General features: G+C 37.9%; 14 protein-coding genes. 1 reads left to right on the forward strand and 13 read right to left on the reverse strand.

The window, feature by feature from the left end; genetic code table 11:
* Positions 1–25: 25 nt before the first annotated feature.
* From F8M42_RS07935 to F8M42_RS07955, 5 genes are all read right to left on the reverse strand, one after another.
* Positions 26–1,216, reverse strand: coding sequence for an acetylornithine transaminase (locus F8M42_RS07935; RefSeq protein ID WP_182185797.1), 1,191 nt, complete (start codon positions 1,214–1,216; stop codon positions 26–28).
* Between the two features lie 33 nt (positions 1,217–1,249).
* Positions 1,250–2,140 (reverse strand): acetylglutamate kinase, encoded by an 891-nt coding sequence (gene argB / locus F8M42_RS07940; protein WP_182185798.1) that lies wholly within the window; start codon positions 2,138–2,140, stop codon positions 1,250–1,252.
* Between the two features lie 13 nt (positions 2,141–2,153).
* Entirely contained in the window at positions 2,154–3,359 is a 1,206-nt protein-coding gene (argJ, locus tag F8M42_RS07945) for a bifunctional glutamate N-acetyltransferase/amino-acid acetyltransferase ArgJ (protein WP_182185799.1), read from the reverse strand.
* A 30-nt stretch (positions 3,360–3,389) separates the two neighbouring features.
* Complete coding sequence (gene argC / locus F8M42_RS07950) at positions 3,390–4,424, reverse strand: N-acetyl-gamma-glutamyl-phosphate reductase (RefSeq protein ID WP_182185800.1); 1,035 nt, start codon at positions 4,422–4,424, stop codon at positions 3,390–3,392.
* A 189-nt stretch (positions 4,425–4,613) separates the two neighbouring features.
* On the reverse strand, positions 4,614–5,186 hold the full coding sequence (locus tag F8M42_RS07955) for a hypothetical protein (RefSeq protein WP_182185801.1): 573 nt from the start codon (positions 5,184–5,186) through the stop codon (positions 4,614–4,616).
* A gap of 250 nt (positions 5,187–5,436) precedes the next feature.
* On the opposite strand from F8M42_RS07955, the gene htpG reads away from it, so the two are divergent.
* Entirely contained in the window at positions 5,437–7,395 is a 1,959-nt protein-coding gene (htpG, locus tag F8M42_RS07960) for a molecular chaperone HtpG (protein WP_182185803.1), read from the forward strand.
* Between the two features lie 427 nt (positions 7,396–7,822).
* Here htpG and F8M42_RS13655 read toward each other — a convergent pair whose 3' ends face one another.
* The 8 genes from F8M42_RS13655 to F8M42_RS08000 all read right to left on the reverse strand — a co-directional run bounded on the left by F8M42_RS13655 (position 7,823) and on the right by F8M42_RS08000 (position 16,743).
* Positions 7,823–8,053, reverse strand: coding sequence for a hypothetical protein (locus F8M42_RS13655; protein WP_229711305.1), 231 nt, complete (start codon positions 8,051–8,053; stop codon positions 7,823–7,825).
* Between the two features lie 74 nt (positions 8,054–8,127).
* A complete protein-coding gene (locus tag F8M42_RS07970) occupies positions 8,128–9,354 on the reverse strand; it encodes an ISL3 family transposase (protein WP_182185806.1) in 1,227 nt (408 codons plus the stop codon).
* A 251-nt stretch (positions 9,355–9,605) separates the two neighbouring features.
* Positions 9,606–11,021 carry a pyruvate kinase gene (gene pyk, locus F8M42_RS07975; protein WP_182185808.1) on the reverse strand — a complete coding sequence of 472 codons (1,416 nt, stop codon included), beginning with the start codon at positions 11,019–11,021 and terminating at the stop codon, positions 9,606–9,608.
* Between the two features lie 155 nt (positions 11,022–11,176).
* Positions 11,177–12,175, reverse strand: coding sequence for a GGGtGRT protein (locus F8M42_RS07980; RefSeq protein ID WP_182185810.1), 999 nt, complete (start codon positions 12,173–12,175; stop codon positions 11,177–11,179).
* A 28-nt stretch (positions 12,176–12,203) separates the two neighbouring features.
* A complete protein-coding gene (locus tag F8M42_RS07985) occupies positions 12,204–12,899 on the reverse strand; it encodes an iron-sulfur cluster assembly scaffold protein (protein WP_182185812.1) in 696 nt (231 codons plus the stop codon).
* Between the two features lie 97 nt (positions 12,900–12,996).
* A complete protein-coding gene (gene gpmI / locus F8M42_RS07990; protein WP_182185813.1) occupies positions 12,997–14,520 on the reverse strand; it encodes a 2,3-bisphosphoglycerate-independent phosphoglycerate mutase in 1,524 nt (507 codons plus the stop codon).
* Between the two features lie 192 nt (positions 14,521–14,712).
* Entirely contained in the window at positions 14,713–15,465 is a 753-nt protein-coding gene (gene tpiA, locus F8M42_RS07995; protein ID WP_182185815.1) for a triose-phosphate isomerase, read from the reverse strand.
* 93 nt (positions 15,466–15,558) lie between these two features.
* On the reverse strand, positions 15,559–16,743 hold the full coding sequence (locus F8M42_RS08000; protein ID WP_182185817.1) for a phosphoglycerate kinase: 1,185 nt from the start codon (positions 16,741–16,743) through the stop codon (positions 15,559–15,561).
* Positions 16,744–16,750 lie beyond the last annotated feature (7 nt).

Here is a 16,750-nt window from a genome sequence, read left to right on the forward strand (position 1 = left end):
ACTCTATTGCTGCCTGGTATATTGTTTACTGGGCAGCAAGCACTCTATCAAGCACTGGCATGAGTTCGTCCACATGATGCTTATTTATTATTAATGGTGGTACAAAACGCAGCACATTACCAGCGGTGCAATTTATTATCATACCATAATTCAAACAGGCATCAACGATTTCACGACCCGGTTTATTTATTTCCATTCCTACCATTAATCCGCGGCCACGAACTTCTTTAATAAGTGCCGGATACTTTTCCCTGAGCTTATTTAGTTCACCCATCAAATAGTTACCAACATTTTTGGCATTTCCCATCAGATTATCATCTTTTATAGTATCAAGCACTACATTAGCTGCTGCACAGGCCAAGGGATTACCGCCAAAAGTACTGCCATGATCTCCGAGTTTAAAAGCAGCAGCGACTTTATTACTGGTCATAAAGGCACCAATAGGTACACCTCCGGCCAAGCCCTTGGCCAATGTTACGATATCAGCTTTAACGCCAAACTGTTCATAGGCAAAAAATGTACCTGTCCGTCCCATACCACATTGAATTTCATCAAAAATAAGCAATGCATTATACTTATCACACAATTTTCGTACCTGTTGTAGATATTTTTCATCAGGGACATGAATACCTCCTTCTCCCTGAATTGCTTCCAGCATAACAGCGCACGTTTTATCACTCATCATTTTTTCTAATTGATCAATATCATTATAATCAACATAGGAAAAACCATTCGGCAGCGGTCCAAATCCTTCGTGGTACTTAGGCTGCCCGGTAGCAGTAAGTGTAGCTATTGTACGTCCATGAAAGCTATGTACAGCTGTTATTATTTGTGACTTATCTTTATCAGCCAAATGAGCATATTTTCGGGCAAGTTTTATTGCTCCCTCATTTGCTTCAGCACCGGAATTAGCAAAAAACACCTTATCCATTTTACTCAATTTGCTAAGCTTTTCAGCTGCTTTAGCTTGTACTTCTGTATAATAAAGATTTGAACAATGGATCATTTTACCGGCCTGCTCACTTATCGCTTTCACCAAAGCCGGATAATTATGTCCCAATACATTTACGGCGATACCACCCAAATAATCAAGGTATTTTTTCCCTTGGGTATCATAAACATATGGTCCATCACCATGATCGAGCACTATTTTATAACGGGCAAAAACCGGAAGATAATGTGCCTCATCTTCGGCATATATTTCTTCATCTGTCATTTTATGACCTCCCCTATTTCTCTCTATACAATCTCATCGTATTACCTGCGTGCCAATACCTTGTGAGGTAAATAATTCCAAAATAAGTGAATGTGCCTGACGACCATCAATAATACTGGTTTTAGCGGTGCCTTTAATTAATGAACATAAGCACGCTTCCACTTTTGGAATCATTCCACCGTTTATGCTGCCGTCAGCTATCATTCGTCGGGCCTGTTCTTGTGTCAAAGTGGATATAAACGTGCTTTTATCATTATAATCTTTGTATATTCCCTCTATATCAGTCAATAACAACAACTTTTCAGCATGCATAGCGCCGGCGACTTCTGCTGCTACGTAGTCTGCATTTATATTATACCCGGCACCATCTATCCCAACACCGATTGGTGCTATCACTGGTACATAATTTTGATCAAGTAAATCATTCAATATATCTGTATTTATTTTTTCAACTTCTCCCACAAATCCAATGTCGATTTTTCTTATCTTTCCATTATCATCGTGAACTGCAGCCAATTTCTTATGAGCTATAATAAGTTTCGCATCTTTCCCATTCAATCCCACAGCCCGAACACTCAGACCATTCAAGCGGCTGACTATTTCCGAATTTATTTTGCCAACAAGAACCATTTCCGCAATTTGTATCGTTTCCTTATCAGTTACCCGTAAACCATTGATAAATTGTGATGTTTTACCAATTCTTTGTAAAAAATCAGTGATATCGGGACCCCCGCCATGCACAATGATTGGCCGTATTCCGACATACTTCATCAATACGATATCATGCATCACTTTATTTTTCAAATCATCATTTATCATTGCATTGCCACCGTATTTTATCACAATTGTCTTGCCATAAAATTTTTGTATATAAGGTAATGCATCCACTAATATCGAAGCCTTTGCTTCAGCAGAAAACTCCATGGGACATAACTCCTCAGGTGTGATATTCACCATTTATTTTCACATATTCATACGATAAATCACAAGTCCAAACGGTCGCTTTATCATGCCCCAAATTTAAATCAACATCGATAACTATATCATGTTTGGCCATTATTTTTTGTAATGCATTTTTATCGAATTGAGCTCCCATACCATTTTTATAAACAATAATATCACCGAATTTAACAATAGTCTGTTCCGGCTGCATTGCCACTCCTGAATAGCCTACAGCGCAAATTACTCTTCCCCAATTGGGATCCTGTCCAAAAAAAGCTGTCTTTACTAAAGGTGAATTAGCAATAGACATTCCTACTTTTTTTGCATCTGAAAATGTTTTGGCGTTGTGGACATTAACCGTTATGAATTTAGTTGCTCCTTCACCGTCAGCGGCAATTTTTTTAGCCATTTCACAGCAAAGTTCCGCTAATGCCGAATAAAAAATATGATAATCTTCATTATCCTTAGTTATTTTGCTATTGCCCGCCTGTCCGTTTGCCATGACTATAACCATATCATTGGTACTCATATCACCATCTACTGATATCATATTGAAGGATTTTTCCACTGTTCCAGAAAGAGCCAGTTGCAGCCGAACCTGATCAATATCTGCATCCGTAGTAATAAAGCAAAGCATTGTCGCCATATTCGGCTGAATCATGCCGGCTCCCTTAGCTATAGCGCCTATATGAACTTTCTTACCATTAATCATTACTTCCGTGGTCAATGATTTTATATATGTATCCGTAGTAATAATCGCATTAGCAGCACTTTCACTGCCATCATTATTTAATGCCGCAACAGCAGCAGGAATTCCCGCTGCAATTTTTTCCATTGGTAATGTCACACCGATGACACCTGTCGAAGCGACCACCACATCATCTGCTGCAATATTCAGCTTTGCCGCAGCTAAAACTGCCGTTTTATTGGCATCATCCAATCCTTGCTGTCCGGTACAGGCATTGGCACACCCGGAATTAGCCACAATTGCTTTTGCCGTTCCGGTGCTGACAACATTCTTAGACACATAAACCGGAGCAGCCGCAACTTTATTTTGAGTAAATGTCCCTGCTACAACAGCATCATATTCACTGACAATCATCGCTAAATCAGGATTACCACTTTTTTTAATACCTGCCTTGACACCGGCTGCCTTAAACCCCTTCGCATATGTCACACCAGCTTTATTTTCTTTAACCATTAAAAATCCTCCTATAATTGTTTTTTTCATTTATGGATAAACCGGTGCCATCATCAACCCTGTTTTTTCATTAAATCCACAAGCAATATTAAAATTCTGCACCGCCTGCCCGGCTGCGCCCTTAACTAAATTATCAATTGCCGACAAAACCACTATTCTGCCAGTCCGTTGATCAACATGCCATCCTATATCACAAAAATTAGAACCGCGCACATTCTTTGTTGTCGGATAAGAGTTTATACCTCGTAAGCGAATAAAAAATTCTTTATCATAAAAACTATGAAAAGCATCATTTATCATCGTTTTAGTTACTGATGGTAATATATTAGCATAACATGTACTTAAAATTCCTCTGTCCATAGGTACTAAATGCGGAGTAAAATTAAGTGTAACTTTTTTTTGCCCCAGCCATGATAATTCTTGCTCAATCTCGGGTGTATGGCGATGTGTTGCTACACTATAAGCCTTAAAACTATCATAAAGTTCCGGAAAATGATTAGCAGGACTAGCCGTACGCCCTGCCCCCGACACACCTGATTTGGCGTCAACAATGATACTGGAAATCTCTACGAGACCATATTTGACCAGTGGTGCCAGTGCCAAAATACTTGCTGTAGTATAGCAGCCGGGATTACCGATTATTTTAGCTGATTTTATCATTTCACGGTGTAATTCAGACAACCCATACACACGATTTGTTGTCTTATGAGTATGCTTCACCTTATACCATTTTTCATATACTTCTGTATTATTAAAACGATAGTCTGCACCCAAATCAATGATTCTGGCAGCCTTGTTTTCCAACTGTCTGCCCACCTGCATTGCATGTCCGTGTGGCAGACAAATAAAAAGAAAGTCACTGGCATCAGCTATCTCATCTATTTTATCCATACTAATCAACTGTTGATCGTATATTTTATATAAATGTTCATAGACATCAGATATTTTTCGTCCGGTATTACTTTCTGAAGTCAAGTACATGACTTCAGCTTCAGGATGATTATATAATATCCGTAGCAATTCAATACCTGCATAACCTGTAGCACCTATTACACTGACTTTCATTCCATAATCATCTCCTCTTATGTAACTGTTTAATAATTATACATCTTTTATGCATATTTTTGCAAGTACAATATCAAAAAAACTTAATTTTATTATAGAAAAAGGATATTGCATAAATTATCATCTATGCAATATCCTTTTGTTAATTGACCCAATATTATATTGAACAATCTTTTAATATGCCGATATTTACTTAGCTTTTTTATCTTTATACTGTAACTTCACCGATTCAGCGAAACCATTATAAAACAATCCATTAAAAGATTTATAAGCATTGATATTATTATCGCCCTGACCACCGCCAATAACTTCAAAAGAGTATAAATAAGCGCCATTTTTTGCTGAATATAAATCATAAAATATTACAACACGGCTGTCATTAGCTATTGTGGCTACCAAATAAGCGTCAGCATATTTACCAATATCCTGTTTAAAAACTTTTTTAGCAGCATTTTTATCCAATGTCTGCAAATCAACGCCGCTGTCTTTTTCTATAGCATTAGCTATAACCGTATAAGGTATCACCGTAACATTTTTTAATTGTTTAGCATCAAATCCTGATTGAGCGAGTGTTGCCATTACGTCCTCGATTTTAGGACTGTTTTTTGTCTGAATGTAATCAGGCATAGCCACAGCAATAGAATGTATTGTAGAAAGGTTAAATGAGTCATCCATAATAACTGTCTTTGTTGAGGGCATTGCAAATGCCGCTGATGTAGTGAAAAAAAGCATCATCATTGTAGCTGATAACAATTTTATCATATACTTCAAAATAATCTCCCCTTAAAATAACGTTCTGATATATTTAAGTATACTCATTAAAGCAGTCAGCGTCAATTACTTATATATCTTTATCCATATATTATGCAATCCATCTATTGCATTCAAATACTCTGTGAATAATTCGGCAAAGTATTGATTTTTTTTTCAAAGCGTTGTATAGTAATCATAGTATTAGCACTCACTCGTTAAGAGTGCTAACAAGGCAATCCATGACAAGGGAGTTTGAATTATGTCTAAAGAAACATATGAATTTCAAGCAGAAACCAAACAATTACTTGATTTAATGATCCATTCCATTTATACCAATCGAGAAATTTTCCTGCGTGAGTTAATATCCAACGCTTCTGATGCTATCGATAAGATACACTTTGAAGCCTTGACCAATAAAGATTTATTGGAGGGTGACAATAACTACGAAATCTTTCTCGTACCAGATGAAACGACACATACATTATCGATCTCTGATAACGGTATTGGCATGACTCGCGATGAGCTGATCGATAATATCGGTACAATTGCCAAATCCGGAACAAAAGCCTTTTTGCAAAAAATGATGAAAGCCAAGGAAAACAACTCCAGTGTTTCCGGGAAAGAACTTATCGGACAATTTGGAGTAGGGTTTTACTCTGCCTTTATGGTAGCAGAAAAAATAACTGTGATCACCCGTAAAGCCGGACAAAAGCAAGCTTACAAATGGGAATCAGCTGGTGATGGTTCTTATACTATTGAAGAATGTAATAAAGACAAACGCGGTACCACTATAACTTTATCACTGCTTCCTGATTTTTATGGTGATAAAGCAGAAGAAAATTTTGTTGATACCTATAAATTAGAAAGTCTGGTAAAAAAATATTCTGATTATGTACGTTATCCGATAAAAATGAATTTTGTCATTGAAGAAACACCTAAGGACAAAGATGGCAAAGAAATAAAAGATGCTCCTAAAACTAAACGGGACGAAATTCGTACGCTCAATTCCATGCAGCCGCTCTGGACAAGGAACAAATCAGAAATAAAACCCGAAGAATATAATGAATTTTATAAAAATCTCTTTCATGACTGGGAAGAACCGATGGAAATTTTACATAACAAAGCCGAAGGTACTATTGAGTATACTTCATTGTTATTCTTTCCTGCCAAAGCTCCATTCAATTTATACCATACTGATTATCAGCCTGGTTTGCAGTTATATTCACGCCATGTATTTATAATGGATAATTGCAAAGACCTGCTGCCGGAATATTTGCGTTTTGTTAAAGGGTTAGTTGATTCACCCGATTTTTCACTTAATATCTCACGTGAACTTCTACAGCAAAGCCGTGAATTGAAAATAATAGGCCGTAATTTAGAAAACAGCATATTAAAAACCCTTGATAAAATGCTTAAAAACAAACGCGAGAAATATGAAAAGTTTTGGGCTCAATATGGCAAATCGCTAAAAATTGGCATATATAATAACATGTATAATGGTACTGATACGATAAATAAATTGAAAGACCTATTATTATTTGCAACTTCCGATGCTGATAAAGGACTCAGTTCCTTAAAAGAATATGTTGAACGCATGCCGGAAAACCAGAAAAAAATCTATTATGCTTCAGGTAAAGACCGCAAGGCTATCGATGATTTACCACAAATGGAATTACTTAGGGATAAAAATGTCGAAGTATTATATTTATTGGACAACGTTGATGAATTTGCCATTGAAGCACTGCATGAATACGACAATAAACAATTCCATTCTATCAGTCGCGGTGATCTTGACCTTGACGATGTTGAATCGCAGCAAACTAAAAAAGAAACTGAGGATATCACTAAGAAAAATGAAGATCTGATTAAAGACATCAAAGAAAGTCTTGGTGATAAAGTTGCCGATGTAAAAATCAGTAATCGTTTAAAAAGCAGTGCAGTCTGTCTGGTTGCCGATGAACAAGGTCCCAGTTTCGCTATGGAACAGGTATTTGCTGATGCCAACAATCCGATGTTCAAGGCAAAACGCATCTTAGAAATAAACCCGCATCACCAATTATTCAAACGGTTGCAGACAGTCCATAACCAGGGAAAAACTTCTCAGGAATTTAAAGACTATTGTGATCTATTATTTACACAGGCCCTTTTAATAGAAGGAATTCTGCCAGAAAATCCTTCTTCCATCGCAAATAAAATTGCTGCTTTAATGGCTAAATAAAAATTTATATAATAAAATCTCTTCCATAATAATATGTTACCTCTAGATAGGACAATGAAAAAATACATTGTCTTGTCTGGGGGTATTTTTTATGCTGCATAAAAGTAAAATTGATCTAGTATCAAAGATAAAAACCCGTAGAATGAACTGAAAATTCTATGCGGCTGAGTCAAACAAAAAACGAATGACCGCTGCAACAGAATTCAAATATTATATAGATTCAGTGATTTACAAGTTCTGCCTAAGTGCCATCCTTGATTTATACGATTGCCGGGTTGTGTCGTATATATTAAGCAACCACGACAATAACCGGTCGGTTTTTGATACTTTTGATGAGGCTATGAAAGCCAATCACGGTACATCCACTATTTCACAGTGCCTATGGATTCCAATATACAAGCCGCGAATTTCACAAGAGAACAATAGACTATAAAATGACACAAGCATGTCCCGAATAGTTCATTGCACCGACAACAGCCTGATAGAAAGATTCCGGGGAATCTTGAAATATGAAATGTATTACCGTCACCAATTTACCAGTCGCCAATAACTGATACATGCAGTCCTCGGCTATATCCACTACTACAACTTTGAGCTTTGCAGCGCCACTTACATGTGATGACACCCTACGAGTACCATGAGCAGTACAAAGCTGCATAAAAAAACAGCCCATCCTTACAGATGAACTGCAAAAAATTCGGTTCAACGTCAATAGTTGGGGTAATAAAAGATTCAGACAATAATTACGAAGGGAAAGCAGGGGTAGATTATCCTGCTTTTTTTTTCGTAATTAGCAATAAATAATAATCTGTTACGAAATCTATTAAAGTTCCTTACACCAAAACATATTCTCTTTAAAACTTTAGTCCTGTTATTGCAGCCTTCTGTATAACCGTTAGTATATCCTGTAAGTACGGCTCTCCTTATAGGATGAATCCATTTGCGTACACTTTGAGCCATAGTAAGGAATTTATCTATATTGTAGCTTTCTACAAGCATGAACCATTTGCTCAGACGCTTATTGAACTGTTCCTCCGTTTTACTGTCCATAACTTTATAAAACAACTCTTTTAATACATAAGCTTTCTTTAAGCGGGGCGCTATTTTTAGCATATTAGCAAGCTGTTCTTTTTCTTCTTTTCCCAAATAACGTTTCCGCTTTAGTAAAATAAATCGGCTTTTCTTGAAATAACGCCTGCGTATATCGGTGAATTTCTTTTGTTCCTGCTTGCGCACATATTCTATAACCCAGTTGGCAAGACGCACTGTATGAAATTTATCGGTTATTACCTTGGCCTCAGGGAAGCATCTGGTCATAATGCTGCGGAACTGGCTGCTCATATCCATTATTACATATTTTACTTTGAACCTTTCTTTAATATCTGTGTTTGTAAGATAGTTATAGATATCTTCACTGTTCCTGTTAGGCAGTATATCCAGTATCTTCTTCTTTTGTGGATCGGTAATGATACACTGGAATTTATAACCTCCGGCATTGCCCTTGAATTCATCTATGGAGATTATGGCAGGAAATTTATATATGTGCCGGTATTTAATATTCTCTATAGTTCTTGCTACCGTACTTGGAGAAACATTGCAGATATTAGATATCTGTTTCATATTCAGTAAGTTAGTGCAGTTATAAAGGATTTGTTTTTGTAAATTGGTGGTAACGGATCTGTATTTGGGCAGCAGGTTATTCTTCTCTGGAATTTTCTTACCGCAGTTAGGACATACATAGCGGCGTTTCTTTATGAATATTGTATATGGTGAACCTGGAATGGGTATATGTTTAATCTTTTGCAGGCGATAGTCGTGAATTTTTGTAGTCACAGCTCCGCATTCAGGACACACATGCGGTTTTACGGGAAGGCGCAGCGTGAAGGTTTTATTTACAACATTTATTACTTCAAGCCCTTCTAAACCTAATAATTGTATAGTATAATTTTCCTTGAGCATAAAATAATCCATCCTTTCTTTTATTGTGTGGTGCTTTAATTGTAACGGATTTATTTATTTTATGCTCTTATTTTTTTGCAAAAAAATAATGCTGAAGTAAGCTTGAATTTTTGCTTACCCCAACATTTAGTGTACAACCAAAAATTCTTATATTTTTTTGATTGCCTTCCTGACGGTATGCACACCATAATCGGCAGAGGTTTTATTATATAATACTGGAAAATCCCAACATTATTTCAATAATACATTTATCAAATGGTATGGATACGAATCGTACTAGTATCACCTTCAGCAAATTTCATACCAGAAGTAACAATTGCCTTATCACCGGATTTAACAAAACCCTTCTTCAATGCTGCAGCAGTAACTGAAGAAATCATTTCATCAACATTATTCCATTCTTTACCTACTATAGGAACAACACCCCAGCGAAGATTTAGATGACGGGCAACTTTTCCATTAGGTGTATATGCCACAATCGTTGATTCAGGCCGATATTTTGATATAACCTTTGCTGTATAACCGCTTTCAGTAGGAGTTATGATTGCTGACGCGTCAAGTTCATATGCCATCTGAACAGTAGCATGTGCTATAACATCAGTAGTGATACCCTGACGTTCAAAGCCCTTATTCAAAAAGATTTGCTTATATTCAAGTGCTGATTCAACACGTTTAGCAATAGAATTCATTACTTTTACAGCTTCAACCGGATAATCACCATTAGCTGATTCACCGCTCAGCATAATAGCATCTGTGCCATCAAAAATTGCGTTGGCAACATCTGAAGCTTCAGCGCGGGTAGGACGAGGATTCGTTGTCATGGTTTCCAGCATCTGGGTGGCAACAATAACGGGTTTGCCGACCTTATTACATTTTTTAATAATTGATTTTTGAATCAAAGGCACATCTTCAGCCGGTATTTCAACACCAAGATCACCACGGGCAACCATTATCCCATCTGCTGCAGCGATAATTGCATCAATATTTTTGACGCCTTCAGTACATTCAATCTTTGGAATTATTTCCATGTGTCCATTATATTCTTTGATCAATGCACGTATTTCTTCCACATCGTCAGCGCGCTGAATAAATGATGCCGCAACAAAATCCATATCATGTTTTATACCAAAAATGATATCATTTCTATCTTGTTCCGATATAGCCGGCAGTCCAAGAGAAACCCCCGGTGCAGCAACACGTTTCCGCGTACTCATTGGTCCGTCATTAAGAATAGTTGTAATAATATTCTTACCGGAAATTTCTTCGACACGTAATCCTACCAGACCATCAGAAAGCAAGAGAGTATTGCCTGGTTTTACTTCTGTATAAAGGGTTTTGTGATTGACAGATATATGGGTTTCATCCCCAGGTTTATCATCATTAGTTATAGTAAACTTATTACCTTTTTTTAAGAAAACCTTGCCATCGGCAAAATCACCTAAACGCATTTCCGGACCCTTGGTATCAAGTACCAATGAAATAGTCTTATCCAACCTTTTAGCTGCATCTTTGACCATATTGATCCGCTGTTCATGTTCCGCATAATCACCATGTGAAAAATTGAACCGAGCCACATTCATACCGCTTTTGATCATATCATCTAAAATCGTTGGATCCTTATCAATATTTGGACCCATAGTACAAACAATCTTTGTTTTTTTCAACATAAAATTCCCACCTATTCAAGATATTTCTTCCCATTTGTGGTGCTTCTCTTATATTGTAGCATAAATGGCGTTACATATAAAGCAATATTATTTATTAATGAAGGTTAAAAAAGATGTATAGGAAAATTTCCCCACACATCTTTCTTTAAAATTAATTATTTTGTATGTTCTTCAACAGCCACAGCCACAGCCACACTAGCGCCAACCATTGGATTATTGCCCATGCCGATTAATCCCATCATTTCAACATGTGCCGGCACAGAAGAAGAACCGGCAAATTGTGCATCAGAATGCATGCGGCCCATGGTGTCAGTCATACCATAAGAAGCAGGACCAGCCCCCATATTATCCGGATGCAAAGTACGGCCTGTACCACCGCCTGATGCCACGGAAAAATATTTTTTACCTTTTTCAATACATTCCTTTTTATAGCAACCAGCCACCGGATGCTGGAATCTTGTCGGATTAGTAGAATTTCCTGTTATAGATATATCTACATCTTCCTTATGCATAATAGCAACACCTTCTTGTACACTATCAGCACCATAACACTTAATTTTACTACGTTCACCATCGGAATAAGCAATTTCTTTAACTACATTGAGATCCCCGCTGGCATAATCATATTGTGTATGTACATAGGTAAATCCATTAATACGGGAAATTATCTGAGCAGCATCTTTACCAAGCCCGTTTAAAATAACATGCAGCGGTTGTTTTCTTACTCGATTAGCCTTACCAGCTATCCCGATTGCCCCTTCGGCAGCTGCAAAAGATTCATGTCCGGCAAGAAAAGCAAAACACTTGGCATCTTCTGATAAAAGCATTGCGGCCAGATTACCATGTCCCAAACCAACTTTTCTATGATCAGCAACAGAACCCGGTATACAAAAAGCCTGGAGTCCTTCACCAATAGCACGTGCTGCATCAGCTGCCTTTGTACAGCCTTTCTTTATTGCGATAGCGGCGCCTGCGGTATAAGCCCAACAAGCATTATCAAAACAAATAGGTTGAATGCTTTTTACTATTTCAGCAACATTGATACCTTTTTCATCGCAGATTTTTTTAGCTTCTTCTATCGAAGAAATGCCATATTCACTCAAAACTTTGTTGATCTTATCTATACGACGTTCATAACCTTCAAATAATGCCATACTAGTTCAGTCCTTCCTGTTTTTCGTATTATTCTTTACGCGGATCTACATATCTTGCAGCTTCAGCAAATCTGCCATAATTTCCCTTAGCCTTTTCCAGAGCTTCCTGAGCATTGGTTCCCTTGCGGATCATTTCCATCATTTTTCCCAAGTTTACAAACTCATAACCAATAATAGCATCATCTTTATCTAAGGCTATTCTCGTGACATATCCCTCAGCCATTTCCAAATAACGTGAACCTTTTTTCAAAGTCCCATACATTGTACCGATCTGACTTCTAAGACCTTTTCCCAAATCTTCAAGACCGGCACCAACAGGAAGACCACCTTCAGAAAATGCCGTTTGTGATCTGCCATAAACAATTTGCAGAAACAACTCACGCATGGCGGTATTTATTGCGTCGCATACAAGGTCCGTATTAAGGGCTTCCAGTATAGTTTTACCCGGCAAAATTTCCGAAGCCATTGCAGCTGAATGTGTCATACCGGAACAACCGATAGTTTCAATCAAAGCTTCCTGTATAATGCCATCTTTGATGTTCAATGTAAGCTTGCAAGCGCCCTGTTGCGGAGCACACCAGCCAACGCCGTGTGTCAGTCCACTGATATCCTTTATTTCCTTAGCCTGTACCCATTTACCTTCTTCAGGAATTGGTGCCGGACCATGATGTTCAATGCCTTTAGCCACACAGGTCATATTGTTGACTTCTTCTGAATAAATCATATTAATTCCTCTCTTCACTAAAATAATCCACTACATATAATATATGTTATGCTGTATGTCTGTCAATATTGACAAATATCTTTTGTGCCCGGCAGCATTAATCGACAAGTGCCTTACCTGTCATTTCCTGCGGTACAGGAATGCCAGCGATTTTTAACATCGTCGGTGCAATATCGCACAAAGCTCCTGCACGAACGGTTTTTATTTTATCAGAAACCACGATAAATGGTACCGGATTAGTTGTATGGGCTGTAAAAGGCTCATTTGTTGTATTGTCAAACATTTTTTCTGCATTGCCGTGATCCGCCGTAATACAGACTGTGCCACCTACCGAACGCATAGCTTCAACAAAACGTCCGACACAAGTATCAACCGTTTCCACCGCCTTGACCGCAGCCGGCAGTACTCCGGTATGTCCAACCATATCGCCGTTTGCATAGTTTAAGATTATAAAATCATATTTTTGTGATTTTATAGCATCAACGACTTTATCGGTAACCTCAATTGCACTCATTTCCGGTTGTAAATCATATGTTGCCACCTTAGGCGAAGGCACCAATATCCGATCTTCACCTTCCACTGGCTGTTCTACGCCACCATTAAAGAAAAAGGTCACATGTGCATATTTTTCTGTTTCCGCTATGCGCAACTGTTTAAGTCCATGCTGACAAATAACTTCCCCTAATGTATTTTTTAATGTTTCCGGTTCATAAGCGATCTGAGTATTCATACCCTTTTCATACTGTGTCATTGTAACAAATGGTATTTCTAAATTATCATCCCGCTTAAATCCTTCAAATGTTTTATCCGTAAAAGCATGGGTTAGTTCCCGGGCTCTGTCCGGACGGAAATTGAAGAAAATTGCACCATCATTATTCTTCATACCTGGATAATCATCAATAGCAGCAGGTACAACAAATTCATCAGTTATATCAGCGGTATATGACGCCTTTATAGCTTCATCAGCAGTTTTAGCTTTATTTCCTGATGCCGAAGCGATGGCAGCATAAGCTTTTTCTACTCTATCCCAGCGTTTATCACGATCCATGGCATAGTAACGACCCGATATAGTGGCAATTTTCCCAATGCCTATTTCAGTTATTTTAGTTTCCAATGCCGTCAGATAATCCGCAGCACTGGAAGGAGGCACATCGCGACCATCTAAAAAAGCATGCACATATACTTCCCTGATATTACTTTTTTTAGCCAATTGAAGAAGCGCATACAAATGATCTTGATGGCTATGTACTCCCCCGTCAGACAGTAATCCCATCAAGTGCAATGCACCATTGGTTTTTTTTACCTGATTTATAAGATTAATAAAAACAGGATTGGCAAAAAAAGTCTTTTCGCGGATAGCTTTAGTTATACGCGTTAATTCCTGGTAAACTACCCGCCCGGCACCAATGTTCGTATGACCGACTTCTGAATTGCCCATTTGTCCATCGGGAAGTCCCACGGCTTCGCCGGAACATTGCAGTAGATTATGAGGATACTTTTTCAAAAGCCCATCAATAATAGGAGTTTTTCCCTTATTTACCGCATTATTAGGATCATCAGAGCTGCCGATTCCCCATCCGTCCATTATAATGAGCGCCACCGGATTTTTTAGTTTTGACATGTGTAAATAACCTCTTGCTTAATCAATTTATAAAACTTATTTTTAACCTTTGAATATATCATACTCAACCTACATTATCATCATAAATAATGTATATAAAAATCACTTTAAATAAAAATCTTTATTTATGGGAATTAACCGCCTCACCAGATAAATTAATAAAATTATCGCGGTAAAGCGGTTAATTGGCAATCAGTTAAAATTTGCAATACGGGCAAAATCAGGTGCTTTTAACGATGCCCCACCCACTAAAGCGCCATCAACATTAGGTTTTTGCATAAGTCCATCAATCGTAGCCGGCTTTACACTTCCACCATACTGTATACGCACTGCATCAGCCGCTGTCTGCCCAAATTTGGCAGCAACCGCTGTACGAATGACAGCGCAAACTTCTTCAGCCTGTTCAAATGTAGCCGTCTTGCCTGTACCAATAGCCCAAATAGGTTCATAAGCAATGACAACTTTTTCAATATCAGCTGTACTCATACCGGACAGTGCAGCTTCTACCTGCCCCTTTACAAAACTATTGGTAGTGCCGGCTTCACGAATCTTTAATGTTTCACCACAGCAAATAATTGGGACAAGACCAGCAGCTAATGCGGCTCTGGCACGCTTATTAACGCCTTCATCAGTTTCACCAAAATATTCACGCCGTTCTGAATGCCCAATAACGACATATTCTACTCCGATTTCCTTCAGCATGTCAGTGGATATTTCACCTGTAAATGCACCACTTTTTTCCCAATGTACATTTTGTGCACCCACATGAATATTGGTACCTTTGGCAGCTTCTGTAACTGCAGGCAGTGCAGTGAATGTAGGACATACTACAATATCCACTTTACTATTTTCCTTAACTAATGGTGCCAAATCTTTTACTAACTGTGTACCTGCAGCAATAGTGTTATTCATTTTCCAATTGCCCGCAATAATTGGCTTACGCATATTAAAACCTTCCTTTTTATTTATAAAATATACTTTAAACTTACCATGTCAAACCGGCTGATAATCATCCATCCGTTAATAATAAACCATCTATTAAAGATCAGCTATTGCTTCTATACCAGGCATTGGCTTTCCTTCCAAAAATTCCAATGTAGCACCACCGCCTGTGGATATATGACTTATCTTATCGGAAAGTCCCGTTTTCTTTAATGCTGCTATAGAATCACCGCCGCCTACAATGCTTATCGCCCCTGAATCAGCGACAGCTTTAGCAACAGCTTCCGTTCCTTTAGCAAATGCATCAAATTCAAAAACACCCATAGGTCCATTCCAAACTACTGTCTTAGCATTCTTTAAAGCAGCAGCGTTGCGTTTACTGGTTTCCGGACCGCAATCCAGTCCCATCCAACCATCTCTTATTTTATCCGCAGCAACTATTTCGTGTTTGGCATCAGCAGCAAATTTATCAGCTATTACTATATCGACCGGCAAAATAACATTTACATTTTTAGCCTTGGCTTTCGCCAGCAGATCACCGGCTAAAGCAACTTTATCTTCTTCAAACAATGAATTACCAACATTATATCCTTGGGCCTTTAAGAACGTATAAGCCATACCGCCGCCAATAATCAATGTATCAACTTTTTCCAGCATATTAGAAATAACACCTATCTTATCAGACACCTTAGCTCCACCAATGATGGCAACGAATGGACGCTGCGGATCGGCAAGAGCCTGGCCGATAAATTTTATTTCCTTTTCAATGAGAAAACCGCTTACTACTTCGATATATTGAGCAATTCCTACATTGGATGCGTGTGCCCTATGAGAAACACCAAAAGCATCATCTACTGCCACATCAGCCAAAGATGCCAATTGCTTTGCAAATCCCGGATCATTTTTGGTTTCTTCATTATGGTAACGCAAATTTTCCAATAAAAGAACTTCACCCGGTTTTAAAGCAGCTGCCGCTTTCTGTGCAGCTTCACCTACACAGTCATCAGCATATTTTACTTCCTTGCCTAATAACTCAGAAAGTCTCTTTACTATAGGTTTAACCGATAGTTCAGGCACTCTTTGACCTTTTGGCCTGCCAACATGGCATGCAAGAATAAGTGCTGCATTATGTTCAAGCAAATAATTAAGCGTTGGTAATGTTGCTCTTATTCTTTTATCATTAGTTATATTTTGATTTTCATCCATGGGAACATTAAAATCAACACGAATAAAAACTTTTTTATTATTTACATCAATATCTCTGATTGTTTTCTTTTTCATTTTAATC

Origin of the sequence: Pectinatus frisingensis (genome assembly GCF_014076555.1) — a bacterium.
GTDB lineage: Bacteria > Bacillota > Negativicutes > Selenomonadales > Selenomonadaceae > Pectinatus > Pectinatus frisingensis.

What these genes read in the sequence shown, in the direction of transcription:
- htpG (WP_182185803.1), top strand. Translation starts at nt 5,437, where the DNA reads ATGTCTAAAGAAACATATGAATTTCAAGCAGAAACCAAACAATTACTT.
- gpmI (WP_182185813.1), bottom strand. Translation starts at nt 14,520, where the DNA reads ATGTCAAAACTAAAAAATCCGGTGGCGCTCATTATAATGGACGGATGG.
- F8M42_RS07980 (WP_182185810.1), bottom strand. Translation starts at nt 12,175, where the DNA reads ATGGCATTATTTGAAGGTTATGAACGTCGTATAGATAAGATCAACAAA.
- F8M42_RS07985 (WP_182185812.1), bottom strand. Translation starts at nt 12,899, where the DNA reads ATGATTTATTCAGAAGAAGTCAACAATATGACCTGTGTGGCTAAAGGC.
- F8M42_RS13655 (WP_229711305.1), bottom strand. Translation starts at nt 8,053, where the DNA reads ATGCAGCTTTGTACTGCTCATGGTACTCGTAGGGTGTCATCACATGTA.
- F8M42_RS07955 (WP_182185801.1), bottom strand. Translation starts at nt 5,186, where the DNA reads ATGATAAAATTGTTATCAGCTACAATGATGATGCTTTTTTTCACTACA.
- pyk (WP_182185808.1), bottom strand. Translation starts at nt 11,021, where the DNA reads ATGTTGAAAAAAACAAAGATTGTTTGTACTATGGGTCCAAATATTGAT.
- F8M42_RS07970 (WP_182185806.1), bottom strand. Translation starts at nt 9,354, where the DNA reads ATGCTCAAGGAAAATTATACTATACAATTATTAGGTTTAGAAGGGCTT.
- argB (WP_182185798.1), bottom strand. Translation starts at nt 2,140, where the DNA reads ATGGAGTTTTCTGCTGAAGCAAAGGCTTCGATATTAGTGGATGCATTA.
- argC (WP_182185800.1), bottom strand. Translation starts at nt 4,424, where the DNA reads ATGAAAGTCAGTGTAATAGGTGCTACAGGTTATGCAGGTATTGAATTG.
- F8M42_RS08000 (WP_182185817.1), bottom strand. Translation starts at nt 16,743, where the DNA reads ATGAAAAAGAAAACAATCAGAGATATTGATGTAAATAATAAAAAAGTT.
- tpiA (WP_182185815.1), bottom strand. Translation starts at nt 15,465, where the DNA reads ATGCGTAAGCCAATTATTGCGGGCAATTGGAAAATGAATAACACTATT.
- argJ (WP_182185799.1), bottom strand. Translation starts at nt 3,359, where the DNA reads ATGGTTAAAGAAAATAAAGCTGGTGTGACATATGCGAAGGGGTTTAAG.
- F8M42_RS07935 (WP_182185797.1), bottom strand. Translation starts at nt 1,216, where the DNA reads ATGACAGATGAAGAAATATATGCCGAAGATGAGGCACATTATCTTCCG.